The organism is Blautia sp. RTP21359st1_E11_RTP21359_211015 (assembly GCF_040910705.1).
GTDB classification, from domain to species: domain Bacteria; phylum Bacillota; class Clostridia; order Lachnospirales; family Lachnospiraceae; genus Blautia_A; species Blautia_A fusiformis.
Genome location: NZ_JBDGAB010000057.1, coordinates 1 through 23473 on the forward strand (window position 1 = coordinate 1; position 23473 = coordinate 23473).

Here is a 23473-nt window from a genome sequence, read left to right on the forward strand (position 1 = left end):
TCCTTATTTTTACGGCGCGGTTCATTCTTCTCACCCTGGCTTTCTATATACTGCCGTATCGTTTCAATCGTTGCTCCACCTGCACTGAGCAGACCGAAGATCTAACCCCAGAATGCATCTTTCATGGTCTAACTCCATTATATTTATCGTCCTTTTTCTTATATCGACGGATATGTATTTATGAACTAATTGTTCTTTTTCAGTATACTACATCAGGGAAGGGAGAACGAGTGTTTCTTTTATACTATAGAGATTTTTTTTGAGCAGATATGCTCAGATGTGCAATTCATCTCACCACCTGAAGAGGTGGGAGAATTCTTGCTACATTTGTTAAAATTTATTCTTCTCAGTGGTCTTAATATATAGTTTATCAAAATATAGAAGAAATGGATATATATTTTCTTTTAATATTTTTCTAAAAAAGCTTTATTTTATCACTCTCCAGTCACCGGACGCATCATGGAAAGCAGCTCCTTCCGGTAATGATCGGCCTTTTCCTGATTGCCCTGTTCTTTCCGTACCATCTTTGTGATTCCCGGATACTGTCCCGGGAAGCTTTCCAGCATGATACCATCTCCATAGATCAGGTAAACATCTCCGTCTGTCATATCTTCCTCTGTCAGCTTCTTTCCATTCTCATCCGTAAGCTTATCCGGTATCGTTCCGGAGAAAATCGTGTCCGTGTCCAGATCCGCAAAATACCAGCTGTTATCATCTGGATGAAAATACACTGCTGTCATCGGCTTTTCCCCGCATCCCGCCAGACAGAACATAACAAGTACCGCCAGCATCACGATCCATTTTTTCATTATTCCACCTCCTAGTCTCTGTCAGTATTTGATTATTTCGACTTCACACCGTGATAGCACCATGAAAAACATTAATATTACTGACTTCTACAATGTTTTTTATCTGGCACTACTATTAGTGGGAGATTTTTGATATAAATTTAATTGATCGTTGGAAGTACTTCCATAACCTGATCAATCACTTCCACAATTCTCTGTATATCCATATTTTCTTTTACATCAGAACTATCATTCACGTTCAAACCATCTTGCCAGTCCTGGACAATCGATACTGCCGGGATATTCACTAATGCAAACGGATAATGGTCACTGTTGGTTGCCATTGTCAGGAAAAATCTGTCACTGGGTGTAAATAGTTCTGACATACTGTTTTTATTTAATTCTGCCAGTTTTTTCAATCCCTCATCATCATATTCCGCATTGTCTGGTCTTTTGTTTCCTTCGATCATCGCCATATAACCCAGATCACTTTTTTCTGCAATAGTATCAATATTTATTACTCCGATGATCTGTTTCCGCTCGTCCTCCGTCAGCTTACCAACATACCATCTTGAACCCAGCATATATTTCTCTTCGCCCGAGAACAGGATGAATTTTATATTATACGGCATCTCTGTATCTTTTAAAATCCTTGCCAGTTCAAGCACTGCTGCCACTCCGGAACCGTTATCATTGGCGCCCACCGAATCTTCTGCACTGTCATAATGGGCACTTATGATCAGATTTTTTGTAGTATCAATAGATGAGTTTTTTGTCACAATGATATTTTCACCAATGCCGTCAACAATTGCATTCTCGGCTGTTGATGCCAGAAACACATCCGCCTGCGAGGAATGCCTTATTGCATTCTCATTGTTTTCATCGTTATATTCGAATTTCTGGTATTCTATATTGTCATATCCCAGATTGCCAAAATATTCACTAATATATTCTTTTACATTCTGTATTGCATCAGAATTTATTGGACGCGGTTCAGAAGTGATTTCATCGATGATCTGTTCAATATTCTGTTCCAAAGGCTCTATTATTGTACCGGTCTGGGTAACACTCTCCGCCATTGTCTGAATTGGTGCTATTAATGATATAACCATAATTAAGGCAATTGTAATTTTTTTCATTTGTGAGCTCCCTCATTTTACCAAGTATTAATCAGTATCTTTTATCCAATAACTTTCCATGCAGAACCATAGGCTACAACGAAAGCTTTTTTTCATACCATAAACATTATCATGTGATATACTTCTGCCAATTAAATCTCAGATTTTGAAAAAGGGACAGACATTGATAAATTTACTTAGTTCCATTCTGGGCTATGCACGGAACATTACAACCACATGATCAAAAGGCGGTAAATCTGATATTCTAAATGTACATTGTGATCCTTTTTTAACAAAATTAGCTTTTTTATCATTTATGTTATCAACTGATACTATTATACCATGAACTGCATCACCAACCAAGTGTTCTTTTTTGCTTTTACAGCGTTCGTACAGTGCTTTTACAATTCATTGCACATCTGTAAAGGAAAGAGACTTCTTGCTATATATTATGTTAAATTCCTGAAAGTATTTTCTTTGCGTTCTCCAGGTTATTTTTTCCATTTATTTTTAGATATACTTTACTGATTTCAGAAGGCTCTCCTATTTTTCTACAGAGATCCTGTGCCTGGGAAATGGGTATGTAGATTTTCCTGGAACCTCCGTTTCTCTGGCTTTCTTAATGCCCTCGGCTGTGGCTTCTATCACGACAAATTCTTTTTCATTAGAGTTTAAAAGGACATCAATGTGCTGGCAGCAGTTACTTTCGCTGTTCTGCCTGTTAGGATAAAAGAACTGGTCTACGGAAATGTCCAGCAAGGTGACGATTTGGTAAAAGGTATTCAGGTTTGATTATGAGGACGATACGCAGTTTTATGTTTTAGCAGTATTTTATCTACATACTCGATGACAACATTGATAGATTGAAAGAATGGCGGTAAAATAAATGCGGATAAAATTTGAGACTCCATAATAGATACATATTTCTCTGCTATACTTGAAAAATTGGAGGTGGAACAATGCAGAAGATTTTAATTGTCGAAGATGATATTGACATTCAGGATATATTAAAGAACCATCTGATTGATGCGGGATATGAAGTCGCTGTTGCTTCTGACGGTGTGTCGGGCATTGCAATGTTTGGGGATACCATCGACCTTGTGCTGTTAGACATCATGCTCCCTAAAATCGACGGCTATGGTGTATGTGAGGTCATTCGTAAGCGGTCACAAGTCCCTATTATTATGCTTACTGCACTTTCGGATGAAGAAAACCAGTTGCGGGGTTTTGAACAGCAGATTGACGATTACATTCCAAAGCCCTTTTCACCCAAAATCCTACTGTGCAAGATTGCGGCTATTCTTCGCCGTAGGACTGCGGAAAATCAAAATCAATTCCTGCTTACTTATAAAGAGTTGAGTATGGATGTTGACGGATTCCATGTATATCAAGGCGGAAACGAGGTTGTTTTAACCAGCAAAGAGTTTGCTCTTCTTAGGCTTATGCTTGAAAATCAGGGAAAGGTCTTTACTCGGCAAATGCTGCTTGACCGATTGTGGGCGGACGATTTGGAGGTCGAGGAACGGATCGTTGACAGTCACATAAAGAACATTCGCAAAAAATTAAATGCTGACTATATAAAAACAATCAGAGGGGTGGGATACAGAATTGACAAAGTACATTAAGCAACGTTTATCCGTTAAGATTTTTATAATTACATTTTTTCTACTGGGTGCGGCTTGCGGCGGAACATATTTTTTCATTTCAAAGCTGTTACCTGCGACATACTCCAATTTGATAAATGCGTCCACAGAGAAAGCCGCTATGCACCTTGTTGAGCAAATGACAGCTTTTGACAATATATCTGATTGTGAAAATGATATATCTAATTTTTCAAAGGAAACAAATGCCGCTTTTTGGATTGAGGATAGTAACGGTCGTATGATATATCCCGACGAGGCATCAATAGAAACCTCTACTACTTCGGCAGATTGTACAGTTACATTCGATGAAGATGAATCGTTCATAGATATGCAACCGTCTGGGGAAACCACGACAAATTTTTACCCGTTCACGTTAAAAAACGGTACTGCTTATGCATTGGCAGTTCAAACGGATTTGTTCGTTGTACAGCAGGCAACAAAAGTATTGCTGTCTATTCTTCCGTATGTTATCCTAATGATCTTTCTGCTTTCGCTCCTTTGTGCATGGCTCTATACACGGTACATCACTCGACCTATTGTGCAACTGAGCAAGATTTCAAAGCAAATGGCAGAATTGGATTTTTCCGGTCAATGTGGTACAGGACGAGAAGATGAATTAGGTTGTTTGGCGCAAAATCTAAATTCATTATCTGCTTCGCTATCCACTGCATTGAACGACCTTCAAACTGCCAACCAACAGCTCAAAACAGATATTGAAAAGGAACAGGAGTTAGAAAGACAGCGGGTAGACTTTTTCTCGGCAGCATCCCATGAACTGAAAACACCACTGACCATCTTGAAAGGACATTTGGCGGGAATGCTGAATGGAGTCTGCGGTTATGAAAACCATATAGAGTACATGGAGCGTTCCCTAGCCGTTGTTGATAGGATGGAAAAGTTGGTAAAAGAGCTGCTGTATGTTTCTAAAGCAGAGGGAACTCAAAAATCCGAATATAAAACCATTGATTTTGCGGAAATATTTCGGGTACAGATTGCCACTGTAACAGATTTGTTGGAAGAAAAGGAACAGTGCTTTGAAGCAAATATTCCTACCCGCCTTTATTGTGAAGTGGAACAATCACAGATGGAACGGGCAATTCAAAATATATTGGTAAATGCAATTCGTTATTCTCCAAGTGGTGAATTGATTCGTATATCTTTGTCCGAAACACATGGCACAATTCGTGGTGAAATTGAAAACACAGGTGTCCGTGTGCCTGACGATGCTATTCCACATTTGTTTGAAGCCTTCTATCGGGCAGATATATCTCGTAACCGCAATACAGGTGGAACTGGATTAGGACTTTATATTGTTCATAAAATCATGGAAATACACCAAGCAAAGTACGGCATCTCAAATACAAGCAATGGTGTACTGTTTTGGTTTGAATTGCCTTGCAGGCAGCCGATAGACAACTCCATCTAAAATCCATAATCCTTGCAAATTATATCCAAGTTGCTTTGTTATATTATAGCTGTCCTCAAGAGGGTAGCTATAATTTTTAGAAAGCGAGGTTTTATCGATGAAGAACAAAAAAATTTGGTCAATAGGACTGTGTGGAGCAATCTGTTTAAGCATTGCAGGAGTTACTTATGCAAGCTATGCAAGTGCATTGGCTTCGGATACACCAAAGGTTTCAACATCCGAAACAGGAAACATATCCGGTACAGATATTCTCTATCAGGATACAGACGGTGGACAGATCAGTGTTGACGGTAAAAATTGGGTCGCTGAGGCAGATTATGAGAAAAACAACACGGTACCGGATGTGCAGTGGTGGACAGCTGATGAATATGAGGCGTGGATGAACGAACAGAAAAAGGAAATGGAATCTTTGATTGGAACCGGAGATGGTTGGTATGATGGGCTGGGCGTATTCCATGAATTTACACAGGAAAGTGTAGATGCTATGATGGACAGCTATAAAGAAACTCTGGAAAGTATCAAAAAGGGAGTATTGTATTCCAAAGATGACGGTGACGGCGATACCTACTCCATGATTCCACCTACTGAAGATGTAGTTTCCTCTTATAGTGTTGATGTAACAAAAGATAACGGAAAAACAGTACACATTGGGGATTATTCCACAGTTGAGGAATTAGACAAAGCCATTTCTGATGCAGTTAAAAATGGTCAGCTCACACAAGAAGAGGCGGACTCCGTTCAGAAATAATAACTAATCCTTTCTGCCGGTCGATAGCAAAAAGCAAGAACTGCCCGGGCTGCGGAAAAATCCACAGAGAAGAATTTGAGCAATTCATTTTCTCTGCCATGCAGGAGAAGTTCAAAGACTTTCAGATACTCCACGGCAGGGAGGAAAAAATCAATCCAAAACTGACCGCCTATCAAGTGGAGCTGGCACAGGTGGAAGCAGAAATTGAAAAGCTACTGGATACGTTGACCAGACTAATGCGACTTTGCTTGCCTATGGCAACAAAAAAATTTGAAGAACCGGACACCCGCCGCCAGACCATTTCGAAGGCGATCGCCGAATTGCTATATATTATGTTAAATTCCTGAAAGTATTTTCTTTGCGTTCTCCAGGTTATTTTTTCCATTTATTTTTAGATATACTTTACTGATTTCAGAAGGCTCTCCTATTTCTTTGCAGAGATCCTGTGCCTGGGAAATGGGTATGTAGATTTCGTTGCCTTCTATTACTACAGCGGCTTTACAGGGCATATATGAGGTTTGCGGTTCTCTTGCGGAATTGCCGGATAAAGTGGTAAGATCATCCGTGGCTTTGGGAGTATCCTTCTCTTTTTCATCCAGGGAATAAAAAATATTCAGGTTTTCACCCATCTCTAAAAATTTTTCCTGTTGTTTTTTTGAAATGGCATGATTATTATAGTCTTTCATATCCCGTAGGGAACCATTTCCCAGCAATACCAACGGCATCTTCCCCAATTCATTCTGAGTTGGATTTTTTCCAAACGCATTCATATCAATTCCTGAAAAAGTCGTTGTTTCCGTATAATCTTCAATTTTGATGACAACCGGGACTTCTATGACTGGCCAGATTTCTTTTATACCTTTTATCTTCTTCGCTTTCTGCAAAAAATCTTCATCATAAGCCAGATCTCCAAGTGGGAGTAACACAGTAAATTGCCGTTTTTCTTCTTTCATGCCTGCCAGCAGCATTCCTAATAATGTAAGTATCAATGCCAGCAGAAGTATGACAAATAAGGTAAAGCTGTCTATTTTTTTTCTTTTCAATGAGAAGCCGCCTTTCTCACTTCTTCGAGAAGGATATTTTTCTTATGAAGCTTTCTGACCAGAATCAGGATTATGGAAATAAGCAGTACTGCAACAACTGCAGCTATGGAATACCACCAGTTATTGGTTTTCTCCTGGTCATCTTCAACCTTTAAAGACTTTATCTGGGTTTCTTTGATTTCAGAATCAAATTTTATTTCTTCCTCATATGATTTGCCATCTGCATCCTCATACGTAAGAATTAATTGTCCTGCACATTTTCCTGTTTTTCCTTTTACATATATGCGAAGACTTCCTTGGGATAAATCTCCGGCCTCTATGGTCCCTAAGAATGCAGTATCGTTTGAGCTTAATTCATCAGCCTTTAAGCTGACACTTGCATTGTATATTTTGTCTCTTCCAAGATTCATTGCTTTTACCGGGATCTCTACTGTATCCATAGTGTATAAAACAGATGGAATATCTGAAGCTTCCAGCTTAACACGAACCGGTTGGATGATCTGAAAAGACAGTAATTCTGTACCGGTAGTTGCCGTTGCTTTCGAATCTTCATAATCCAGAGAAAAAGTAATGACAGCCTGGCCAGGATCACAGTTTTCTGTTATAGTAATCATCTGTTCCAAAGTAATTGCTTCACCAGGAGCCAGGACTTGTACATAAAAAGAGTTTTTCTCAAATTCGATTCCTTTGTTCTCTGTAGAAAGGGAAATTTTTAAACCAAATACATTTTGACTGCAGCTTTTATTTCGAAATGTCAGCGACATTTCTGTTGTAGAACCAGCCTCCAATCGTCCACCTGAAAGATTGCTGTCTTCTAATAATACCTGCGGTTTATGTAATATTTTTTCACTTGATGAGTCTGATGTTGAATTACCTCCTCCCCCACCGCCCGAATACCCTCCGTTGTCTATAACCGGATCTGTTATCTGTGGGGCGTCACCGTCCTCCTGATTATCACTGTCTATTACAACATGAAAAGGATTCGATTTAGAACCATCACCAAAGTCATCTCCTGATGTAAAAATATCCGGATCCGGATTTTCTTTATCGTTATCAGCTTTATCAGGAGTCTTTTCATCCTCTGCCGGAGGTTCGGTACTCGGAGGTTCGGTACTCGTAGATTCATCCTCTTTTTCATCAAGGGTTAACGAGTTGTCATTCTCATAAGATACGGACGGATCCGAGTCCGTAAATCCTTCTTCAGCAGATGTAATCTCCGTGTTTTGAGGCTCTGTGGCAAAAACGGTAGCTGGAAGAAATATTATTGTCGTACACAATACTAATGCCGTTTTCACAAATAAATTTCTCATTATCAGGCAGTCCTTTCTCTTAAGATTCCTCCATCCATTTCATATACGTGGTCACATAAGATTCTGATGTCCTCTTCATTATGGCTTGCCAGCAAAATGGTTTTTCCTGCTGCTTTTAAATCCAGCAGAAGTTCTCTTATTTCTTCCACGCCATGTTTATCCAGTCCATTAAACGGCTCATCCAGAATCAAAAAAAGAGGATCTTCCATAATGGCCTGTGCAATACCAAGGCGTTGACGCATTCCAAGGGAATATTTTCCGACTGGTTTCTTCATATCCGGATCCAATCCTACCCTTTTTAAGACTATGCGGATATCGGCCTTCGAAATCCGGCCATTCATGTCTGCCAGGATCTCCAGATTTTTAAAGCCCGTATATTGTGTAAGAAAACCGGGAGTCTCGATAATAACTCCAAGACTTTCAGGAAAATCCACATCATGTCCTATTTTTTTTCCAAATACAAAAATAGTGCCCGTAGTTACAGGGAGAAACCCACAGATGCATTTCATAAGAACGGTCTTTCCGGAACCGTTATTTCCAACAATCCCATAGACGTTCCCTGTTTTCAGGGAAAGATTTACTTCCTGTAACACGATGTCTTCACCGAAACGTTTGGTCACGTGTTCTATTTTTACGCAGGTGTTCTGCATCATTCCACTTGCTCTTTGCGGATCACAGGCCAGATTAAATGTCCCTTCAGATTTCTTCCAATCTTCCATATAAAACACCTCCCAGAATTCCCAGCATTACTAATAAAAACAACAGTAGAAATAGCCAAAGTCCTATTTTGTCCGGTCCCCAATTTTCATCAGCCAGTATCCATTCTACTGGATAAAACCATATCTGATTCTTAAAATAGCGGTCATGAAGGATAATTCCGAAATAAAAGCTTACAAAAGGGATTCCATATGCCATGTAAGCAGAATCCCATAAAATCCCGCAGCTTCCACCGAAAGTACTTATGATACTTCCGATAAGTCCTGTCCGAAATGCCTTCATGAGTAAGTCCAGAAGTGCTTCTTTCTGAATAGCACCCTTTATCTCCAGCGGATAGAACACAATAAAATTGATAAAAAGTACCGTTAGTATAGATAACGTCCAGACCATAAAACCAGATACCATAATGGAAAAGACTTTACCTTCGATATACTGTCTGCGAGTCGTTCTGGGAAGTATCTCCTTTAAAAATCCACTTTTATATTCTTGCAGAACGGAATCACTCCATGGCAATACGGCTGCTACCGGAATGGCAAAAGATACTGCCTGGCTTTTTAGAGAACCTTCCAGTATACTGATAAAAGTACCACATGTCAGTGCTTTTTTTAAGCTGGGATAAGTCTGTCCAATGGCTATGGAAATGCAGGCTATCAGCCATGCTGCCAGAAAATTTTTATTAAAACACATACGTTTTGTTTCACCCCACATAGGTTTTCCCCCTTCCGATCATGTCTTTTCTCCAAGAAATTCAAAGGTATATTTTTTCATCCGGTTAATTGCAAAAACTGCAAGAAGAACTAAAATACCCAGAAAAAACATATAGGAATGCGAGATTTTCGGAAGCAATGGGTCATAACCTAAGTTATGTTTTCCGTATACTGCCTGGTTCAGAGGACTGATCCAGCAGATTAATACATTTACCTGATACATTTCGTATTTTTCTTTATGTAAAATTGCAGCCAGTACTTTCGGGTCCAATAAAAAACCAAAGACACTGTAAAGAAGACCAAAAATCATCCCCTTAGTCTTCCCTTTATAGAGATTTCCTACAAGGATTACAAAGCTTAAGGTCAGCGAATAACAAAACAGAAGGAAGAAAACCTGCAGCATACAGCCATAGGGTGAGATACTTTCCATGACCCTTACTGTAGAAGGGACCTGCAGGTTTTTTCCTAATTCTGAATAACCAAGCATGGCCGCAGTTTCGCTCCACAGGTTACCTGGATAACTCTTTTTCATACACAGCACGGCCGTAAACAGCAGCATCAAAACCGTATATAAAACAGTTACAAGAATAACATAAATGAATTGACCTAAAAGCCATTTCCTCTTGGTTGTCCGGGTCAGCTGGTATGGAGTAATAGGTGTCATCTTCGGCAGGTCAGAAAACATAAGAAGCAAGAGCAGCGAACTGGACAGTACTGCTATCCCATCCCCAAATGTCCAGATAAATGGTTCAATGGCCTGTACCGGTGTATCGTAGGTCTCCATTACAACCATGATTCTGCCTGTAAGCAGGAAACTCAGTACAAATTCTAACAGAAATATAAAAATAACTTTGGGATTGCGTAGAAATCCGAAGAAATTGTACCTTACAATTCCAAATACCTGTCTCATGTCAGTAACCCAGATTCCGGTCTATGATACTGCCATCCACGGCATTAATGGTAAGGAAACTTTCATTCGGATCTTTACTGGTATTTGATTCTGTTTCTCCGTTATATTCACTTTCTGAAGTCATGCTGCCGAAAAAATCCCAGACGGGAATCAGAATACCTGTGTGTGCGTCAGTAGACGGCTCATATATTCTGGCATAACCAAGAACGATCCGATCAATATTATAGACCCTGGAATTTTCATATTGCATATTATCAGCGTTTGTTACCACCATCATTTTTTCATAAATTTTCATAACCTCGCTGAACGAAAGAAGATTTAAATTCTCTGTCTTTATTTTACCGATTGTGTAGGGATTTGAATAAGTCATGCTTTCTATGCCATCTTTATCGACATAGAAACAGAGACTTTCATAAGACCATGTTTCCATTGTGCTGTCCATATCTTCCAATGCCCCACCGTCTGCAATTGTCTGAGTGACCGGCACACCATTTATGGTACGTGCATAATCAATTCTATATCCATTTCCAAAATCACCTGAACTATTATCGTCTTCAAAACTTTTGCACACCGCGTAATTCCAGTTAGAAAACTGCAAATCTGTGATGCCCATTTTTTCAACTTTTTCCTTTACAAGTTTTTTTGCTTCATCCAGGGACAGCCCGATAGATTCTTCTGTGGGTTTTTCTTCCTCTTCAGAATATCCGTAATCACACCACATTGCATCCTCCGGTATTTTTTCCCCGCCCTTGTTTGCTGCTTTCTTGATCTTGACTGACAAGGTATCGGAGCCAGTGTAAGATGTTTTATAATAGTATTGTGAATCGTCTGGCATTTGTGCAATACAATCGAAAGAATTTCCGGCAACAGGTTTTGCCTCTGTCAGGGTTTTCTTTTCCGGAGCAGTTTCGTATTCCTGTTCCCATGTCTCAATATCTTCATAGATATCATAGACATAATTCCCATCATCATCTGTTCCATAGTTATACGGATCCAGGTTTCCGGTTGCAACATCTTCTTTTAGTTCATCCAGAGTTTTTTTAATTTCATCCTTTGTCTTCACATAATAACTATCCATGGTATAAAGTTTTGCCTCTGAGAAGAATGCGTTTGTAATACGGTCTAGAAGCTCCTGGGTAACTTCTGCCGCGGTGACAGAAATAGCAGATATCTTTTCCACTTCCGGAATTTCTACGCTTGCATCTGTATTTACCACGAGCTTGGCACTGTCATCTTCCACATGGCTTTTATAATTTTGAGGAGCATCAATGAGATTCCTGATGGTTGTCTTTGACTCTGAACCGTCATCGTTCTTGCTTTCAAATGCTTCTCCTTTAGAACCGCTAACATCATCCGCTTCCGTATAAGCATCTACAGCCTTGCTCCCCTTCGGCTTTACCAAAGAAGAATCCGGGGTCTGTGCGCATCCTGTAAACATTCCAATACAAAGCACTATTCCTGCAAACTTTTTTATGTTTTTTCTCATTTCTGGTAATATCTCCTTTCTAAGGTTGTTATAAGTATATCATCGAGCATTACACCAAATCTTTCGCGATTTGTAACTGATATGTAAACGTTAGTGTGATTACCAGAAAACAGAGACGGTAGTTCCTTTTCCCGGATTGCTTTCAATCTTCAGTTGGAAATCGTGCAGTTCTATAATTTTCTGACATAAAGAAAGACCGAGCCCTACACTTCCTTTTGCCCTGGAACGAGATTTGTCTACCATATAAAATGGTTCCGTCACCATTTCCAGATCCTCTTTCGGTATTCCCTTTCCAAAATCCTGAACCATCAGATGGTCTGGGGTTGCCTCAAGCACAATTTTAGATTCTTTCCTGGAAGCTTTGACTGCATTATCAATTAGATTTGTCACTACACTTATCATTAAGTCCTGATCAAACTTCTTTACCAATTCTTTTGGTTCACAAAATACATCAAGAGAGATGTTTTTTTCTTGAAGCCTGCAATCAATAAGTTCTTTTACTTCTTTCAGGAAATTATCCACCTGTATTTCCACTGGATTGAATGAGTCTTCCGAAGCTTCGTAGAGTCCGGTTAATTCCAGCATTTTCATAGAAAGTCTTGACAGCCTGCGACATTCATTTTCAATATAAATCAGAGCCTTCTCCTGCCTTTCCGGGGTTAGGCGCACAGTAAGCAATGTATCTGCATAGCCTATGATTGCAGTCATTGGGGTCTTCAGCTCATGAGCCAGACTTCCAATAAGCTGTTTTTGTGTCCGGTTTATGTTAGAAAGACTTTCAATTTGTTCTTTTATTTTACCTGTCATAAAATTAAAGGTTGCACCTACCTGCGAAAGTTCTGTATTGCCCTCTGACGGTACTTTAAAATCATAAATACCTTCAGAAACAAGAAGCGTAGCTTCTCTTAGGCTTGTAAGCGGTGCTGTGATTTTTCGAAGGCTCAAATAAAGGATAATTCCCATCACCACGATCAAAGATAAAGTAAATCCACCCGTCTGAAAAAACAGCAGATGACTTTTTTCTATTACATCTGTTATATCTTTATAAGTAACAATCTGATATCCCATATTTACATTGCCATAGTAAAATAACAAAAGTGTCCTTCCATTTATCTGACTGACCATAGGGCCATGACCGTCACTGTTGCTGCCATGATCCACCATGTTTGCCTTACTTTCACATAATTCTCTTAACTTTTTTACATCGAATTCATAAACAGTTCCATTATAGATCATTTTTCCATCAAGATATAAAACCGCGCTGTCATGAAAAACCTGCCGAAAAGCATAAGTAACTATTTGGGGGCGCATTTCGTTGTCGGCATTCTGTTTCTGATTGTCAGAAAGGCTTGTTTTATTTTCAAACTGTAAGATATTTGTTCTGAATATACTGCTTTCATAACTGTTGATATTCTGTATACTCTGATTTTTCCAACAATAAGTGGTATAGAGAAAGATCCCTGACGATACCAACAAAATGATACATGTAGTCTGAGAAAAGATCTTTATTAAGAGTTTCATAAATCCACCTCAAGTCTGTAACCGATTCTGGGAATTGTTTTAATCTTATCCTGCCAGCCAAGCTTTTTCCTGATACGACCCACATGTGCATCCACAGTTCTTGTTTCTCCGCAGAACTCTTCATTCCACAGTTCCTGCAGGATCTGATTCCTGGTCAGTGCTTTATTCGGATTTTTGGCGAACACCATGAGGCAGTTATATTCCATTGGCTTTAAATAGATTTCCATGCCCATTTTTGTAACAGTACGACTAGCAGTATCAATGATGACATCACCAATTTGAATCTGTTCTTGTACAGTGCCATTGCGTTCCAGTACTTTTTCAAGACGGACCATCACTTCCAGCATTTCAAATGGTTTTACAATATAATCTTCTGCACCGTCTTTTAATCCCTTTATCTTGCTCGCGATATCTCCCTTTGCGGTAAGAAATATTACGGGGATTTCATACTGCTTCAGTTTCGGTAACAGGCTATATCCGTCTCTTCCGGGAAGCATGATATCTACAAGTGCACACTGAAACGCATGATCTTGAATAATTGCTTCATATGCCTCATTTCCATCCAGATATCCTACTGTTTCATACCCTGCAATCTCCAAATTCATACATAGCAGGTCATTGATTGACATTTCGTCTTCTATCACAAGGATTCTTGCCTTCATAATTATTACCTCACATGTTTTTATAACTATCTTTTCACAGGTTAATTATACATTAAATTCTATATTGCAGTTGTAACTGATTTGTAACAGCAAAAAAGGAAACCAAAACCATTCTGTGAGAATAGTTTTGATTTCCTGTATAAACCGTTATTTTCTGATCGTTTATAACGCTGGTGAGAACATTTATTATTATTTTTACTCCATTCCAGAATCATTCGAAAGAGAGACAATGCAAATACAAAAATTATTAAAATCACTAAAATTTTCATACGTAGCCTGATTCCTTTCATTTACCTTTATCAGATCGTGTCATTCAAATCACATCCACTGATGATGCGATTCCATAAGTTCTCCCGCTTGTCCATTCCTTTGGTAAAATAGGGAAGTCTTTCCTCTTCCAGCTCTTCCAGACGAGGCACATTTCCATTCAGATAATTGTCAATCCGGTATCCTGTACTTTTAAGTCTTGTAATCACGCCACCAATTTTTATATCCAGAATCTCATAACCAAATGGCTTTGCATCGTTCATCCAGATTTTTTCTCTTGATGATTTCATATCTGTCAGATTGCAGATGATCCCAGGAATAACATTCTGACTGATATCTTTCAACGCTGCTCTGTCCGATCTGTCATATGCTGATTTTATACACATGCCCAAATCGGCTTTATCAGCTAATACCGCCGCCAGTTTTTCATAAAATGAAAATAAAAGCTGATATTTTCCTGTTTTTTTTGCACATTCCTTCATACATTTCTGTATGTTTTGGTAGTAAGATTTTGTATTGACACCTGATTCTTTCACATGATAATCAAAAATGCCTAACATTGGATCCTGGTATAACAGATATTTTGAAGGATTTTGAGCCTCTTTATTCTCTTTCGTATTTAAGAATAAGGAATCAAAATTGTCAAGTGCCATAAAATCATCAAATTCTCCGCCTGTGCAGTTCCTGAACTCCTGCTTAAGGATTGTTTCGTCATAGTCTCTGTGAAAATCAAAGTGTGCAAAAAGTACAAGTCCCGGAAGCAAAGCATCCACCGGGGTTTCTGCACCATTATCCATCCATGCTGTACAGAGAACCTCTTTTATATTGTATTTTTTACAAGTAGAAAGCGCTGCTTTGGTACACGCATAGGTCTTAGAATAATTGGGGGAAATTCCGTTCCAAATCCAAGATCCTCCTGCAAAAATAACGTTATCCGAAAGCTGCGCATGGATATCCAGCATTTTTTCATAGGTTCTGGTATCATCATGATAATAGTCCCAATATACTAATCCTAGATCTTTTTTCGGTTTTTCCCATTTGGAGCAGTCCGTGTTTTCGGGCAGATCATAGTATCCGCCTGTAGAATTTGCTGTAATGTACATGTCACTCCATATCATAGGCTTTAATTCTAATTTTCTGCAAATATCTACGACCCTGTTACAATGTTCCCTGATTATCAGTGACCCTTTTTTATATCCATTTTCTTTTAGATAATTTCCAAGTCCCAGCATGACAGCCTCATCCATTCCAAGATGTACCCTGTTGGTAGAAAAATTCTCTTTTACTGAGCTGAGCAGCTTTTCAATAAACTGATAAGTTTCCTCTTTTTCAGGCTGGAGAATGTCCGCAGAATCACGAATCTTATCCATTTCCGGCCACTTCAGCGCATTGTGCAGATGAGCCAGGGTCTGAATACACGGAACAAGCTCTACCCCAAACATGGAAGCGTAAGCATCCAGCTCTTTTATTTCGTCCTTGGTGTATTTTCCTCGATAAGCCCCAAAATAAGGCTGCCCCTCTACTTCATAGGTATCTTCTGTATAAAGCATGAGTACATTCATTCCAAGTTTTGCCAGTGTCTTGATCAGGAATTTCACCTTTTCAACTGTAAATACAGCATTTCTGGAACAATCCAGCATAAGACCGTTTCTTTCAAAGCAGACATGCTCTTGATATTGAAATTCATCCTCTTCCATATGATGTATGGCATAATTAAGTGCCCGGTAATAATGAGATATTTCCCGACAGATGATATGAATCTGGTTTTTTCTTTTATTGATCAATATTTCTGGTCTGTCCTGAAATTTAACAAACAATTCTATGTTTTGGTTGAAACCGTCATTTTCAGCCAGCAGTATTTCAGTACCTTTTTTAATAGTATTATATTCTTTCTTATCAGATGAAAAAACAATGTTCATACGTATTCCTCTTTCTTTAGGAATTCTGCTCTTCTTAATAAATCAATCTTTTTAGCAGAGCATCCCCTGTCAATGTTCTATTTTATTCGTTTGTAAATAATCGGCTCATCATAACCAAAAGTTCTTTTCCCATTTACTTCCATGGACTCTGATACTTCCAATTGATTTTCAGTGAACTTTTCATGCAGAGAAAATTTCAATACGGGAGAAAACATACTTACACTTCCGCCTTCCCATGTATCACCTGATTTTCTGAAAAATGCAGGAGTAAATTTTGCAGAACACTTTAGCTGATCATAGTCGGCACCTTTGAAGATTTTGTAAGTAAAATTCTTTTTATCATATCCTTCCGGTATCTCATAAGAAATAAGTTTTATTGAATTGCTTTCTTCCATGAAAAGAAACAAATGTGAAGAAGAGCGGATAGTTCCCTGTACAGAATAATAGCTCTCTTCAATCATAAATACGCCTTCGAAACCATTTGGGAGATTTGCGATTTTTGAATTACATATTGTATTGATGTGCTTTGCATATGGATACTGTGGATTTGTCTTACTTATTTTCTCAAATTGATCCTTATTATCAAATTTTCCATTCAACAGCGTAACAAAATTTATCAAGTTAGCCATGATCTTATGCCTCCATAATCTTTATCATATAGTTTTCATTCACTATACACCTTCCATATAAAAGAGTCCATGTACAAAATAAGGGAATATATAAACAAAATGCATCAGTTAACAAACATCGGCAGAGGGGCATATCATTGTCCAATTGATATGCCCCCCTTTGTCTGGATTACTGTTCCATTTTATAAATTTACGCATAATATTTCGTACCACACCCTGTTTCTATGGCTGAAATAAGAACGTTACTGTTAATTGTGTTTGTATCTACTTAAGGCACGAATCAGTTTTTCTGACTCCAGTGGTTTGGTAAGATAATCGTCCATTCCAGACTTCAGTGCTTTAGTCTTATCTTCTGTAAAAGCATTGGCGGTCATAGCTATAATCACAACAGCAGATGCATCACTTCTGTTCATTGTACGTATTTCTCTGGTAGCTTCCAGGCCATCCATAACTGGCATCATAATATCCATCAGAATTACATTGATCTCACCAACACCTGATTTTGCAAATGCTTCAACAGCTTCCTTGCCGTTTGAAGCCTTTATAATTTCTGCTCCTGCATTTGTCAGAAGGAATTCCGCAATTTCCATATTCAATTCATTATCTTCGGCCAAAAGGATTTTCATGCCTTCAATTGATACATCATCTTCCTAGCTTTCTGCCTGCTTCATATCAGCAGAAATAAGGAATGGGAGCTGTACCATGAATGTGGTTCCTACATTTTTCTCGCTTTCAAATTTAATCGTACCGCCCATTTTCTCTATTAGTTTTTTTGTAATTGGCATACCAAGACCTGTTCCTCCATAAACAGATCTTGCACCGCCTGTTTCCTGAGTAAATGGCTCAAAAATGTGATTCTGAAATTCTTTACTCATTCCAACTCCGGTATCCTTGCAGTGAAACTCAAACAGTATATGCCTGTCATCCACCTGTGTTTCATAATAGCTGAGCAGTATCTCTCCTTTTTCTTTGTTATACTTGACAGCATTACTTATGATATTCATAAGGATTCTTTTTAAACTTTAATCACAGCACTTTTGCATGCTCTGTCAATGTGTTTATTTCCATAAATAAATTTTTCTTTGTACCCATTATATGGTTCCAGTATTGATACGTCAATCCCATTAATGTGCCTTCTCTTCTTCACTCTTTGTGAAAGGAAGAGATTGCTAGCTTTTACCAATCGCTCTTCCACTTCCACATCAAGTCTGCTTTGTTCTGGATTACCGAAATGGTGATCATGCGTCAGGCTGATACTGTTGACAATGAAAAACAGGAGCCAGCTGCATTACAACTTAGCTCCTGTCCTGTACATCTTGAATATAGAATTAGTAAAAACAGATTATCGGGACATCATACTGAATAAGACTATAAAGCTGTCCGGCATTTTCTGGTGGAAGATTGATGCATCCATGAGAACCACCTGTAAGATATCTGTCACCACCAAAGTACGGCTGCCAGTCTGCATCATGAAAGCCAATTCCTCCATTGAATGGCATCCAGTACGTTACCGGCTGTTCATAAGAATAGGTTCCATTTGCTGTCATTTCACCTCGCAGCACGGACGGACTGCTCTTTGAATTCAATGTGAATATTCCAGGGGGTGTTTTTCTATCCGGATCGCTTGGCAGTCCTGATACGATTTCTGATTGGAAAATAATATTTCCATTCTGATAATACCACATATACTGTTCTGTAAGATCTACCTCTATATATGTATCTCCAAGATCATTGATTCCGTGTGCATTTGCCCTCATAGAATATACCGGTTCCCTGGTTGTCTGGGTTCCTGACTGAATTTCCTGCATGAGCTGTGCTACTTCCTTGTCCTGATCAATCTTCCATCCATAAGCTGAGCCATATACATACACCGTCCTTCCGCTTATGGTCTGAAATTGTCTTTCAGTGCCAACTGTATCATGATCTGCTGCAAGCTGTGCCACATAATCCACTACATGCTGCCGGAAGGCTTCATCATTCTGGAGCAGCTGCCCTTTCTCGTCAAACTGCAGCCAGTTTTTGATGGTATTCCCATCGAGTGTTACCGTTTCATCTCCAAATGTATATGTGATATTTACTTTTGTCAGGTTCTTATATGTATTTACCATATTCTGAAGTTCTGAACTTTCTTTCGTCACATCTGCTTTCTTATAAGCCTTTGGATCACTTTCCAGATCTACCTCTGCCGCATCGTTATCGATTGCCCTGCATATCATCTGATAAGCTTCTTTGGTATTTAATTCGTTACCTTCCGTTTCTGGCACAATAGTGAATTCTGAGTTAACAAAACTTACATACGCATTTTCCGGTGCTATCTGATTCTCTTTTTTCGCACAATTTAATGAATTTACCTGTTCTTCCAGTTTCTCCCGGCTGAAAAAAGTCTCTTCTTGAACCATATAGTTTTTTGTTTCAAAAAGACTGCCGATCCATTCCCATGATTTCTGAGTTTTCAACAGCTGAAGAACCGCACCGCTGGATACGTATTTATAATCAATATCTTTTCCTGTAATGGCCTGCGGGTCCTGCATTCTTGCCCTTACCTGAATAGTATAGTTATCCTTTTTCCCAGCAATCTCCTGCTCAACCTCATATGCTGTCTTATTTGAACTGTCAATCCCATTGATGGTCGTCCCATAAAAGAAGTGATATGAGTAATAATAAGATATACCTGCATACATACAACAGCCTATAACAAAAAGCATCAATATAATCAATATTACAATTTTCTTAATTTTATTTTTCTTCTTTTCTGAAAATATAATGGATCTGAATTCCGATTTATCCATCGGTACATAAACAACTGAACCTGGTCTTGCCGATTTTATGGTTCTCATTGATTGCCCTATCACTTCTTTTGGTCTCATGTCTTATTTATCTTTCTTTGAATCAATTAGTTTTTTGCATTGTCACTATCAAAATGTAATGTCTTATGGTACTTTGCATTTTCCTCCAGAAGTTTTTTCCATTTCTGTCCGTCTTCTTTCGTAGGATTATCAAAATTCTGCTGCCCCTTCAGTTCATCCATATACTGGATATAATCTAGGAAATAAATATCTACTGTAGAAATGTCCCTGTCCTGAATTGTGAAGTTATTACAATTTCCAGTAGACTCATTATATGGAAGTGTGTTTCCGTTGGCATCAAGAGCTACCATGAAGCAGTCACTGTTGGATCCTTCCTTATAAAGTTCATTTACCGTCAGTTCATACGGAGAACGAATTACGGATTTGAGTCCGATACCAGCATCGTTTGTATCATTGAGTTCCAATACTTCTGTCCGGGAATCATCTACTGTAACCGGGATATCGAAACTCCAGTCACCTTCATATTTGTAGTAGCCGGCATCCCTTCCATAGTTTTCATCATCCGCTTCTGACCACTCATAGTCTGCTTCTAGCCCTCTTACCTTCGTGATATCCAGATGCAGATTAAAAGTATCCGGAATCTCAATATCTTTAATATATTTCTGATATGCTCCACCACGCTCAGATACTTTATTGATAAACTCTTCCAGCAGTGCATAACCTTCATCCGTCTGATCATCTAAGTCCGCCTGAGTTATTCCCATCTCATCCATTACCTGCTGTGTCATTTCATTGTATTTCTCATTATATTCCGTATAGTCTTTTGCCGCCTGAGCAAGATCATAACGGAAAATGCATGCATAGGTGTTGTCATCCAGAAACTGTCCTTCCACCTGACCGTCGATCACCGGACTAGCTTCTGAATCAAAGTCCACACCGCCAGTCATATCCAGATCAATGACCGGTGTTCCACTTTCCGCCCTAGTTGACGTTTCTGGAAATGGCTTATCACTCTTAAACTGCATAGTTATATAGACTGCCTGGCTGTTGGCATATACCTCAGAACATGTAATTGTCAGCCCATCTGCTGTTTTAATGTAAGCATTCTCACTAGTGGCATTACCTGTCTTGTCCCCATCTGCTTCACTGCCATCTGCCGTTGTTCCATCAACGGATTTCAAGGTTGTTGCATAATCCGAAAAATCACCAAAGAAACTTACATTATCCTGCAAGATTTCAAAAAGCCCTCCTACAACTGGGATATTCTTTGCCATTACTGGATTGGTTGCACAGAATATAAATCCGACTGCCAGTACCGCTGCCATACCTCCTGCTACCCTGCCTCCGATTTTCATCCAATGGAATGGATCCCTTGGTGCTTTTTTCTGAGTAACCGTATTATTCTCAATCAAATGATATGCCTGATTGATATGTTCATGTACAATCGCCGGAATCTCTGTATCCTTTTGCATTTTTTTCTGGAAATCTTTCTCATTATTATTTAGAGTCATCATTAGGCACGTTCCTCCTTAATTTTATATCCATATATATCTGCGATTTTTTTTCTTCCACGATGAAGGCGGGATTTCACTGTGTTTTCTGGCAAATCCAGGATATTACTGATTTCCCGGATATTAAATTCCTCCATGTAGTACAGAATAACAACCAAACGATATTTACTATCCAATGGTTCTAATGCCTGTAAGCATTCTATTGTCTCATATTCTTCATGAAAAGGTGTTTCTGGAATTTGATCCATAAAAGTAACCAGTTTATTCTTTTGTATGACGTCTTTACATTTATTGATCAGGATGCGTATCAGCCATGTTTTAAAGTATCTGTTCTTTCTTAGACTTCTTAGATTTTCATAGCAGGAAAGGATCGTATCTTGTATTGCATCTGCAACATCTTCATCATTTTTCAGATATGCTGCTGCAATCTTGTACATACTCTGTACATTTTCATCCATGAGCCTGCAAAAAGCATCCTTGTCGCCTTTCTTCGCTTTTCGTATCAAAACCTCATTCATTATAGTTCCAATTCTCCTATCTCAGACCAGTCATCTGGAGTATACTATAGAAGCTTCATTTATGTGCTCCTACTTATTAGACGTGCGAATCCCTAAAAAGGTTGCAAATATTTTTAAAAAAATTATCTCAGATAAAAACACCCCCAAAATCGTTCAAATTTTATGATCATCAGGTCCTATTAGGGTATAAAAACAGCCGTACCATGTGCGTTTTACATGATACGGCTGTCAATAATTCTCATACCCTCAGGATAGATTAATTGAATCGCCACACTAAATGCTTCCTATACAGATCGGCAGCTATTTTAATCTCCTGTACGATTTTCTCTCTATCCTGTTGTTTTCCCATCTATCTTTTCCCAATCATCACTATAATATAAAAACAGCACCGGACAACTTTTTGTTATCCAGTGCCCATAATCTTAAAAAGCGGTTTTATGCTGGCTGTCAGCCGCGACATCCTTCCGAACGTCTAAAATGTCGCCGGTATCATTAAGTCCCCGGCGCGGATTCACCGTATCTCCCTGGTGTGGGCGTAATACCCTTCCGAGTATCAAATAGTCCCAGTAATTACCCTGCCCGGGCACAGTACAGCTTTTACGTGCCGCTACACGAAACCTTTTGGTCTAATTATATTATATGCGATACCCTAAGAAATATCAATAGTTTCTGGCAAAATCGATTGGCTGTATTTTATTGTACCCCATTACTTACCACTGTCTATGATTTTCAGGTCCTCAGAACAGATCAATCAAAAATCATATCCTCTGTCCCATCAGGTCTTAAAAATACTGTTTTTGAAATTCCATTACATTCCAGCGTTACTTTCTGCTCACAGGAAGAACAGAGGCGAACCCTGTGTATCCTGCCATCTCTCCATTCAAAATCAACTGTGATGGCACCCTGTGCCTTCATTCCCCGGACATTTCCGTCTTTCCATTCATCCGGAAGTGCCGGAAGTAACAGGATATACCCTTTCCTGCTCTGGATAAGCATCTCTGCAACCGCAGCTGCAAAGCCAAAGTTCCCATCGATCTGGAACGGTGGGTGTGCACACAGCATATTGGGATAAATGCCGCCTCCCACACAGGAAATATTTTCCTCTCTGGTATAACGGAGCTGGTTTTTCAAAAGCCCCAGTGCATGTTCCCCGTCCCGGAGTCTGGCCCAGAGGCAGGCCTTCCATGCCATACACCATCCGGTTCCTTCGTCCCCGCGCCTTTCCAGAGCCACCCGGCAGGCTTCCAGAAGCTCCGGGTTTTTTTCTGTGATCAGGTTTCCGGGATAAAGACCATACAGATGGGAAACATGGCGGTGATGGATCTCTGTTTCCGGATAATCCAGGAACCATTCCCGGATTTGTCCAAAGCTTCCCGTCTTAAATGGCGGCAGTTTTGAAAGTACCCGTTTTACATCCGCTGTCTCTCCCTCTATGCCCAGGATGTTACATATTTTCAGGTAGTACCCAAACAGTTCTTTCAGGATGCTGATATCCATGGTGGATGCCATTCCCACACTGTGGGATTTTCCATCTTCTCCACAGAAACGGTTTTCCGGGGAAGTGGAAGGCCCGGTAACATAGTATTCCCCATATGGGAACAGGAACCCAAGATAGAACTTTACGGCTCCCTCGATCATTGGTTTTCACGCACCAGCATCGTTGACGGTTTCTGCAGGAAATCATTCCGCTGATTGGTTACTTTCTCATACACTCTTGCCACCCTGATCCGCTGCTTCTCGCGG

22 protein-coding genes and 2 pseudogenes are annotated in these 23473 nt (G+C 39.3%); 4 read left to right on the plus strand and 20 right to left on the minus strand.

The features are described 5' to 3' along the window. Nucleotides 1-434: 434 nt before the first annotated feature. From AB5026_RS15560 to AB5026_RS15570, 3 genes and pseudogenes are all read right to left on the minus strand, one after another. On the minus strand, nucleotides 435-809 hold the full coding sequence (locus AB5026_RS15560) for a hypothetical protein (protein ID WP_021651441.1): 375 nt from the start codon (nucleotides 807-809) through the stop codon (nucleotides 435-437). A 140-nt stretch (nucleotides 810-949) separates the two neighbouring features. Then, a complete protein-coding gene (locus tag AB5026_RS15565) occupies nucleotides 950-1927 on the minus strand; it encodes a M28 family metallopeptidase (RefSeq protein WP_021651442.1) in 978 nt (325 codons plus the stop codon). A 522-nt stretch (nucleotides 1928-2449) separates the two neighbouring features. Beyond that, nucleotides 2450-2695 (minus strand): annotated as a pseudogene (locus AB5026_RS15570) (hypothetical protein); the annotation flags it as partial. A 170-nt stretch (nucleotides 2696-2865) separates the two neighbouring features. On the opposite strand from AB5026_RS15570, the gene AB5026_RS15575 reads away from it, so the two are divergent. From AB5026_RS15575 to AB5026_RS15590, 4 genes and pseudogenes are all read left to right on the plus strand, one after another. Beyond that, complete coding sequence (locus AB5026_RS15575) at nucleotides 2866-3531, plus strand: response regulator transcription factor (RefSeq protein WP_173761569.1); 666 nt, start codon at nucleotides 2866-2868, stop codon at nucleotides 3529-3531. After that, complete coding sequence (locus AB5026_RS15580) at nucleotides 3515-4975, plus strand: cell wall metabolism sensor histidine kinase WalK (protein WP_173761570.1); 1461 nt, start codon at nucleotides 3515-3517, stop codon at nucleotides 4973-4975. The genes AB5026_RS15575 and AB5026_RS15580 overlap by 17 nt, the downstream gene beginning before the upstream one ends. Before the next feature lie 97 nt (nucleotides 4976-5072). Further along, complete coding sequence (locus AB5026_RS15585; protein WP_173761571.1) at nucleotides 5073-5723, plus strand: hypothetical protein; 651 nt, start codon at nucleotides 5073-5075, stop codon at nucleotides 5721-5723. Between the two features lie 29 nt (nucleotides 5724-5752). Further along, nucleotides 5753-6046, plus strand: a pseudogene (locus AB5026_RS15590) (recombinase family protein); the annotation flags it as partial. Between the two features lie 12 nt (nucleotides 6047-6058). On the opposite strand, the gene AB5026_RS15595 reads toward AB5026_RS15590, so the two are convergent. The 17 genes from AB5026_RS15595 to AB5026_RS15675 form a co-directional block, all read right to left on the minus strand. Next, nucleotides 6059-6766: a hypothetical protein gene (locus tag AB5026_RS15595; protein ID WP_244092821.1), complete on the minus strand. Its 708-nt coding sequence runs from the start codon at nucleotides 6764-6766 to the stop codon at nucleotides 6059-6061. Further along, nucleotides 6763-8076, minus strand: a complete 1314-nt coding sequence (locus tag AB5026_RS15600) for a hypothetical protein (RefSeq protein WP_368213774.1) — start codon at nucleotides 8074-8076, stop codon at nucleotides 6763-6765. The genes AB5026_RS15595 and AB5026_RS15600 overlap by 4 nt, the downstream gene beginning before the upstream one ends. A 2-nt stretch (nucleotides 8077-8078) precedes the next feature. After that, a complete protein-coding gene (locus AB5026_RS15605; protein ID WP_005423055.1) occupies nucleotides 8079-8795 on the minus strand; it encodes an ATP-binding cassette domain-containing protein in 717 nt (238 codons plus the stop codon). Next, a complete protein-coding gene (locus AB5026_RS15610; RefSeq protein WP_243239096.1) occupies nucleotides 8773-9501 on the minus strand; it encodes an ABC transporter permease in 729 nt (242 codons plus the stop codon). The genes AB5026_RS15605 and AB5026_RS15610 overlap by 23 nt, the downstream gene beginning before the upstream one ends. A gap of 18 nt (nucleotides 9502-9519) precedes the next feature. Next, nucleotides 9520-10293, minus strand: coding sequence for a hypothetical protein (locus AB5026_RS15615; protein WP_227574037.1), 774 nt, complete (start codon nucleotides 10291-10293; stop codon nucleotides 9520-9522). Nucleotides 10294-10411: 118 nt separating this feature from the next. Next, nucleotides 10412-11896 carry a DUF6034 family protein gene (locus AB5026_RS15620; protein WP_173739946.1) on the minus strand — a complete coding sequence of 495 codons (1485 nt, stop codon included), beginning with the start codon at nucleotides 11894-11896 and terminating at the stop codon, nucleotides 10412-10414. Between the two features lie 99 nt (nucleotides 11897-11995). Continuing rightward, nucleotides 11996-13417 (minus strand): ATP-binding protein, encoded by a 1422-nt coding sequence (locus AB5026_RS15625; protein ID WP_368213776.1) that lies wholly within the window; start codon nucleotides 13415-13417, stop codon nucleotides 11996-11998. Continuing rightward, a complete protein-coding gene (locus AB5026_RS15630) occupies nucleotides 13414-14079 on the minus strand; it encodes a response regulator transcription factor (protein ID WP_005423065.1) in 666 nt (221 codons plus the stop codon). Before AB5026_RS15630 ends, AB5026_RS15625 begins: the two co-directional genes overlap by 4 nt. A 299-nt stretch (nucleotides 14080-14378) precedes the next feature. Continuing rightward, nucleotides 14379-16265 carry a beta-N-acetylhexosaminidase gene (locus AB5026_RS15635; RefSeq protein WP_368213778.1) on the minus strand — a complete coding sequence of 629 codons (1887 nt, stop codon included), beginning with the start codon at nucleotides 16263-16265 and terminating at the stop codon, nucleotides 14379-14381. A 77-nt stretch (nucleotides 16266-16342) separates the two neighbouring features. Beyond that, nucleotides 16343-16894 (minus strand): hypothetical protein, encoded by a 552-nt coding sequence (locus AB5026_RS15640; protein ID WP_368213780.1) that lies wholly within the window; start codon nucleotides 16892-16894, stop codon nucleotides 16343-16345. A gap of 248 nt (nucleotides 16895-17142) precedes the next feature. Next, complete coding sequence (locus AB5026_RS15645) at nucleotides 17143-17520, minus strand: response regulator (protein WP_226844730.1); 378 nt, start codon at nucleotides 17518-17520, stop codon at nucleotides 17143-17145. A 24-nt stretch (nucleotides 17521-17544) separates the two neighbouring features. Further along, on the minus strand, nucleotides 17545-17898 hold the full coding sequence (locus tag AB5026_RS15650) for an ATP-binding protein (RefSeq protein ID WP_226844727.1): 354 nt from the start codon (nucleotides 17896-17898) through the stop codon (nucleotides 17545-17547). Nucleotides 17899-17909: 11 nt separating this feature from the next. Further along, entirely contained in the window at nucleotides 17910-18095 is a 186-nt protein-coding gene (locus AB5026_RS15655) for a hypothetical protein (RefSeq protein WP_005423080.1), read from the minus strand. A gap of 127 nt (nucleotides 18096-18222) precedes the next feature. Beyond that, complete coding sequence (locus AB5026_RS15660; RefSeq protein ID WP_368213782.1) at nucleotides 18223-19575, minus strand: L,D-transpeptidase family protein; 1353 nt, start codon at nucleotides 19573-19575, stop codon at nucleotides 18223-18225. Between the two features lie 212 nt (nucleotides 19576-19787). Then, complete coding sequence (locus AB5026_RS15665; protein ID WP_368213784.1) at nucleotides 19788-21215, minus strand: DUF4179 domain-containing protein; 1428 nt, start codon at nucleotides 21213-21215, stop codon at nucleotides 19788-19790. Continuing rightward, nucleotides 21215-21730, minus strand: coding sequence for a sigma-70 family RNA polymerase sigma factor (locus AB5026_RS15670; RefSeq protein WP_173739160.1), 516 nt, complete (start codon nucleotides 21728-21730; stop codon nucleotides 21215-21217). The genes AB5026_RS15665 and AB5026_RS15670 overlap by 1 nt, the downstream gene beginning before the upstream one ends. 747 nt (nucleotides 21731-22477) lie before the next feature. Beyond that, the gene (locus tag AB5026_RS15675) at nucleotides 22478-23368 is read right to left on the minus strand and encodes a glycoside hydrolase family 95-like protein (protein ID WP_368213786.1); all 891 of its coding nucleotides are present in this window, start codon (nucleotides 23366-23368) and stop codon (nucleotides 22478-22480) included. Between the last annotated feature and the right edge of the window lie 105 nt (nucleotides 23369-23473).

Coding starts and splice junctions, on each gene's coding strand:
- AB5026_RS15560 (WP_021651441.1), bottom strand. CDS start 809: ATGAAAAAATGGATCGTGATGCTGGCGGTACTTGTTATGTTCTGTCTG.
- AB5026_RS15610 (WP_243239096.1), bottom strand. CDS start 9,501: ATGTGGGGTGAAACAAAACGTATGTGTTTTAATAAAAATTTTCTGGCA.
- AB5026_RS15565 (WP_021651442.1), bottom strand. CDS start 1,927: ATGAAAAAAATTACAATTGCCTTAATTATGGTTATATCATTAATAGCA.
- AB5026_RS15635 (WP_368213778.1), bottom strand. CDS start 16,265: ATGAACATTGTTTTTTCATCTGATAAGAAAGAATATAATACTATTAAA.
- AB5026_RS15630 (WP_005423065.1), bottom strand. CDS start 14,079: ATGAAGGCAAGAATCCTTGTGATAGAAGACGAAATGTCAATCAATGAC.
- AB5026_RS15675 (WP_368213786.1), bottom strand. CDS start 23,368: ATGATCGAGGGAGCCGTAAAGTTCTATCTTGGGTTCCTGTTCCCATAT.
- AB5026_RS15670 (WP_173739160.1), bottom strand. CDS start 21,730: ATGAATGAGGTTTTGATACGAAAAGCGAAGAAAGGCGACAAGGATGCT.
- AB5026_RS15615 (WP_227574037.1), bottom strand. CDS start 10,293: ATGGTTGTAATGGAGACCTACGATACACCGGTACAGGCCATTGAACCA.
- AB5026_RS15600 (WP_368213774.1), bottom strand. CDS start 8,076: ATGAGAAATTTATTTGTGAAAACGGCATTAGTATTGTGTACGACAATA.
- AB5026_RS15585 (WP_173761571.1), top strand. CDS start 5,073: ATGAAGAACAAAAAAATTTGGTCAATAGGACTGTGTGGAGCAATCTGT.
- AB5026_RS15660 (WP_368213782.1), bottom strand. CDS start 19,575: ATGTATGCAGGTATATCTTATTATTACTCATATCACTTCTTTTATGGG.
- AB5026_RS15620 (WP_173739946.1), bottom strand. CDS start 11,896: ATGAGAAAAAACATAAAAAAGTTTGCAGGAATAGTGCTTTGTATTGGA.
- AB5026_RS15665 (WP_368213784.1), bottom strand. CDS start 21,215: ATGATGACTCTAAATAATAATGAGAAAGATTTCCAGAAAAAAATGCAA.
- AB5026_RS15605 (WP_005423055.1), bottom strand. CDS start 8,795: ATGGAAGATTGGAAGAAATCTGAAGGGACATTTAATCTGGCCTGTGAT.
- AB5026_RS15575 (WP_173761569.1), top strand. CDS start 2,866: ATGCAGAAGATTTTAATTGTCGAAGATGATATTGACATTCAGGATATA.
- AB5026_RS15645 (WP_226844730.1), bottom strand. CDS start 17,520: ATGAAAATCCTTTTGGCCGAAGATAATGAATTGAATATGGAAATTGCG.
- AB5026_RS15640 (WP_368213780.1), bottom strand. CDS start 16,894: ATGGCTAACTTGATAAATTTTGTTACGCTGTTGAATGGAAAATTTGAT.
- AB5026_RS15650 (WP_226844727.1), bottom strand. CDS start 17,898: ATGAATATCATAAGTAATGCTGTCAAGTATAACAAAGAAAAAGGAGAG.
- AB5026_RS15625 (WP_368213776.1), bottom strand. CDS start 13,417: ATGAAACTCTTAATAAAGATCTTTTCTCAGACTACATGTATCATTTTG.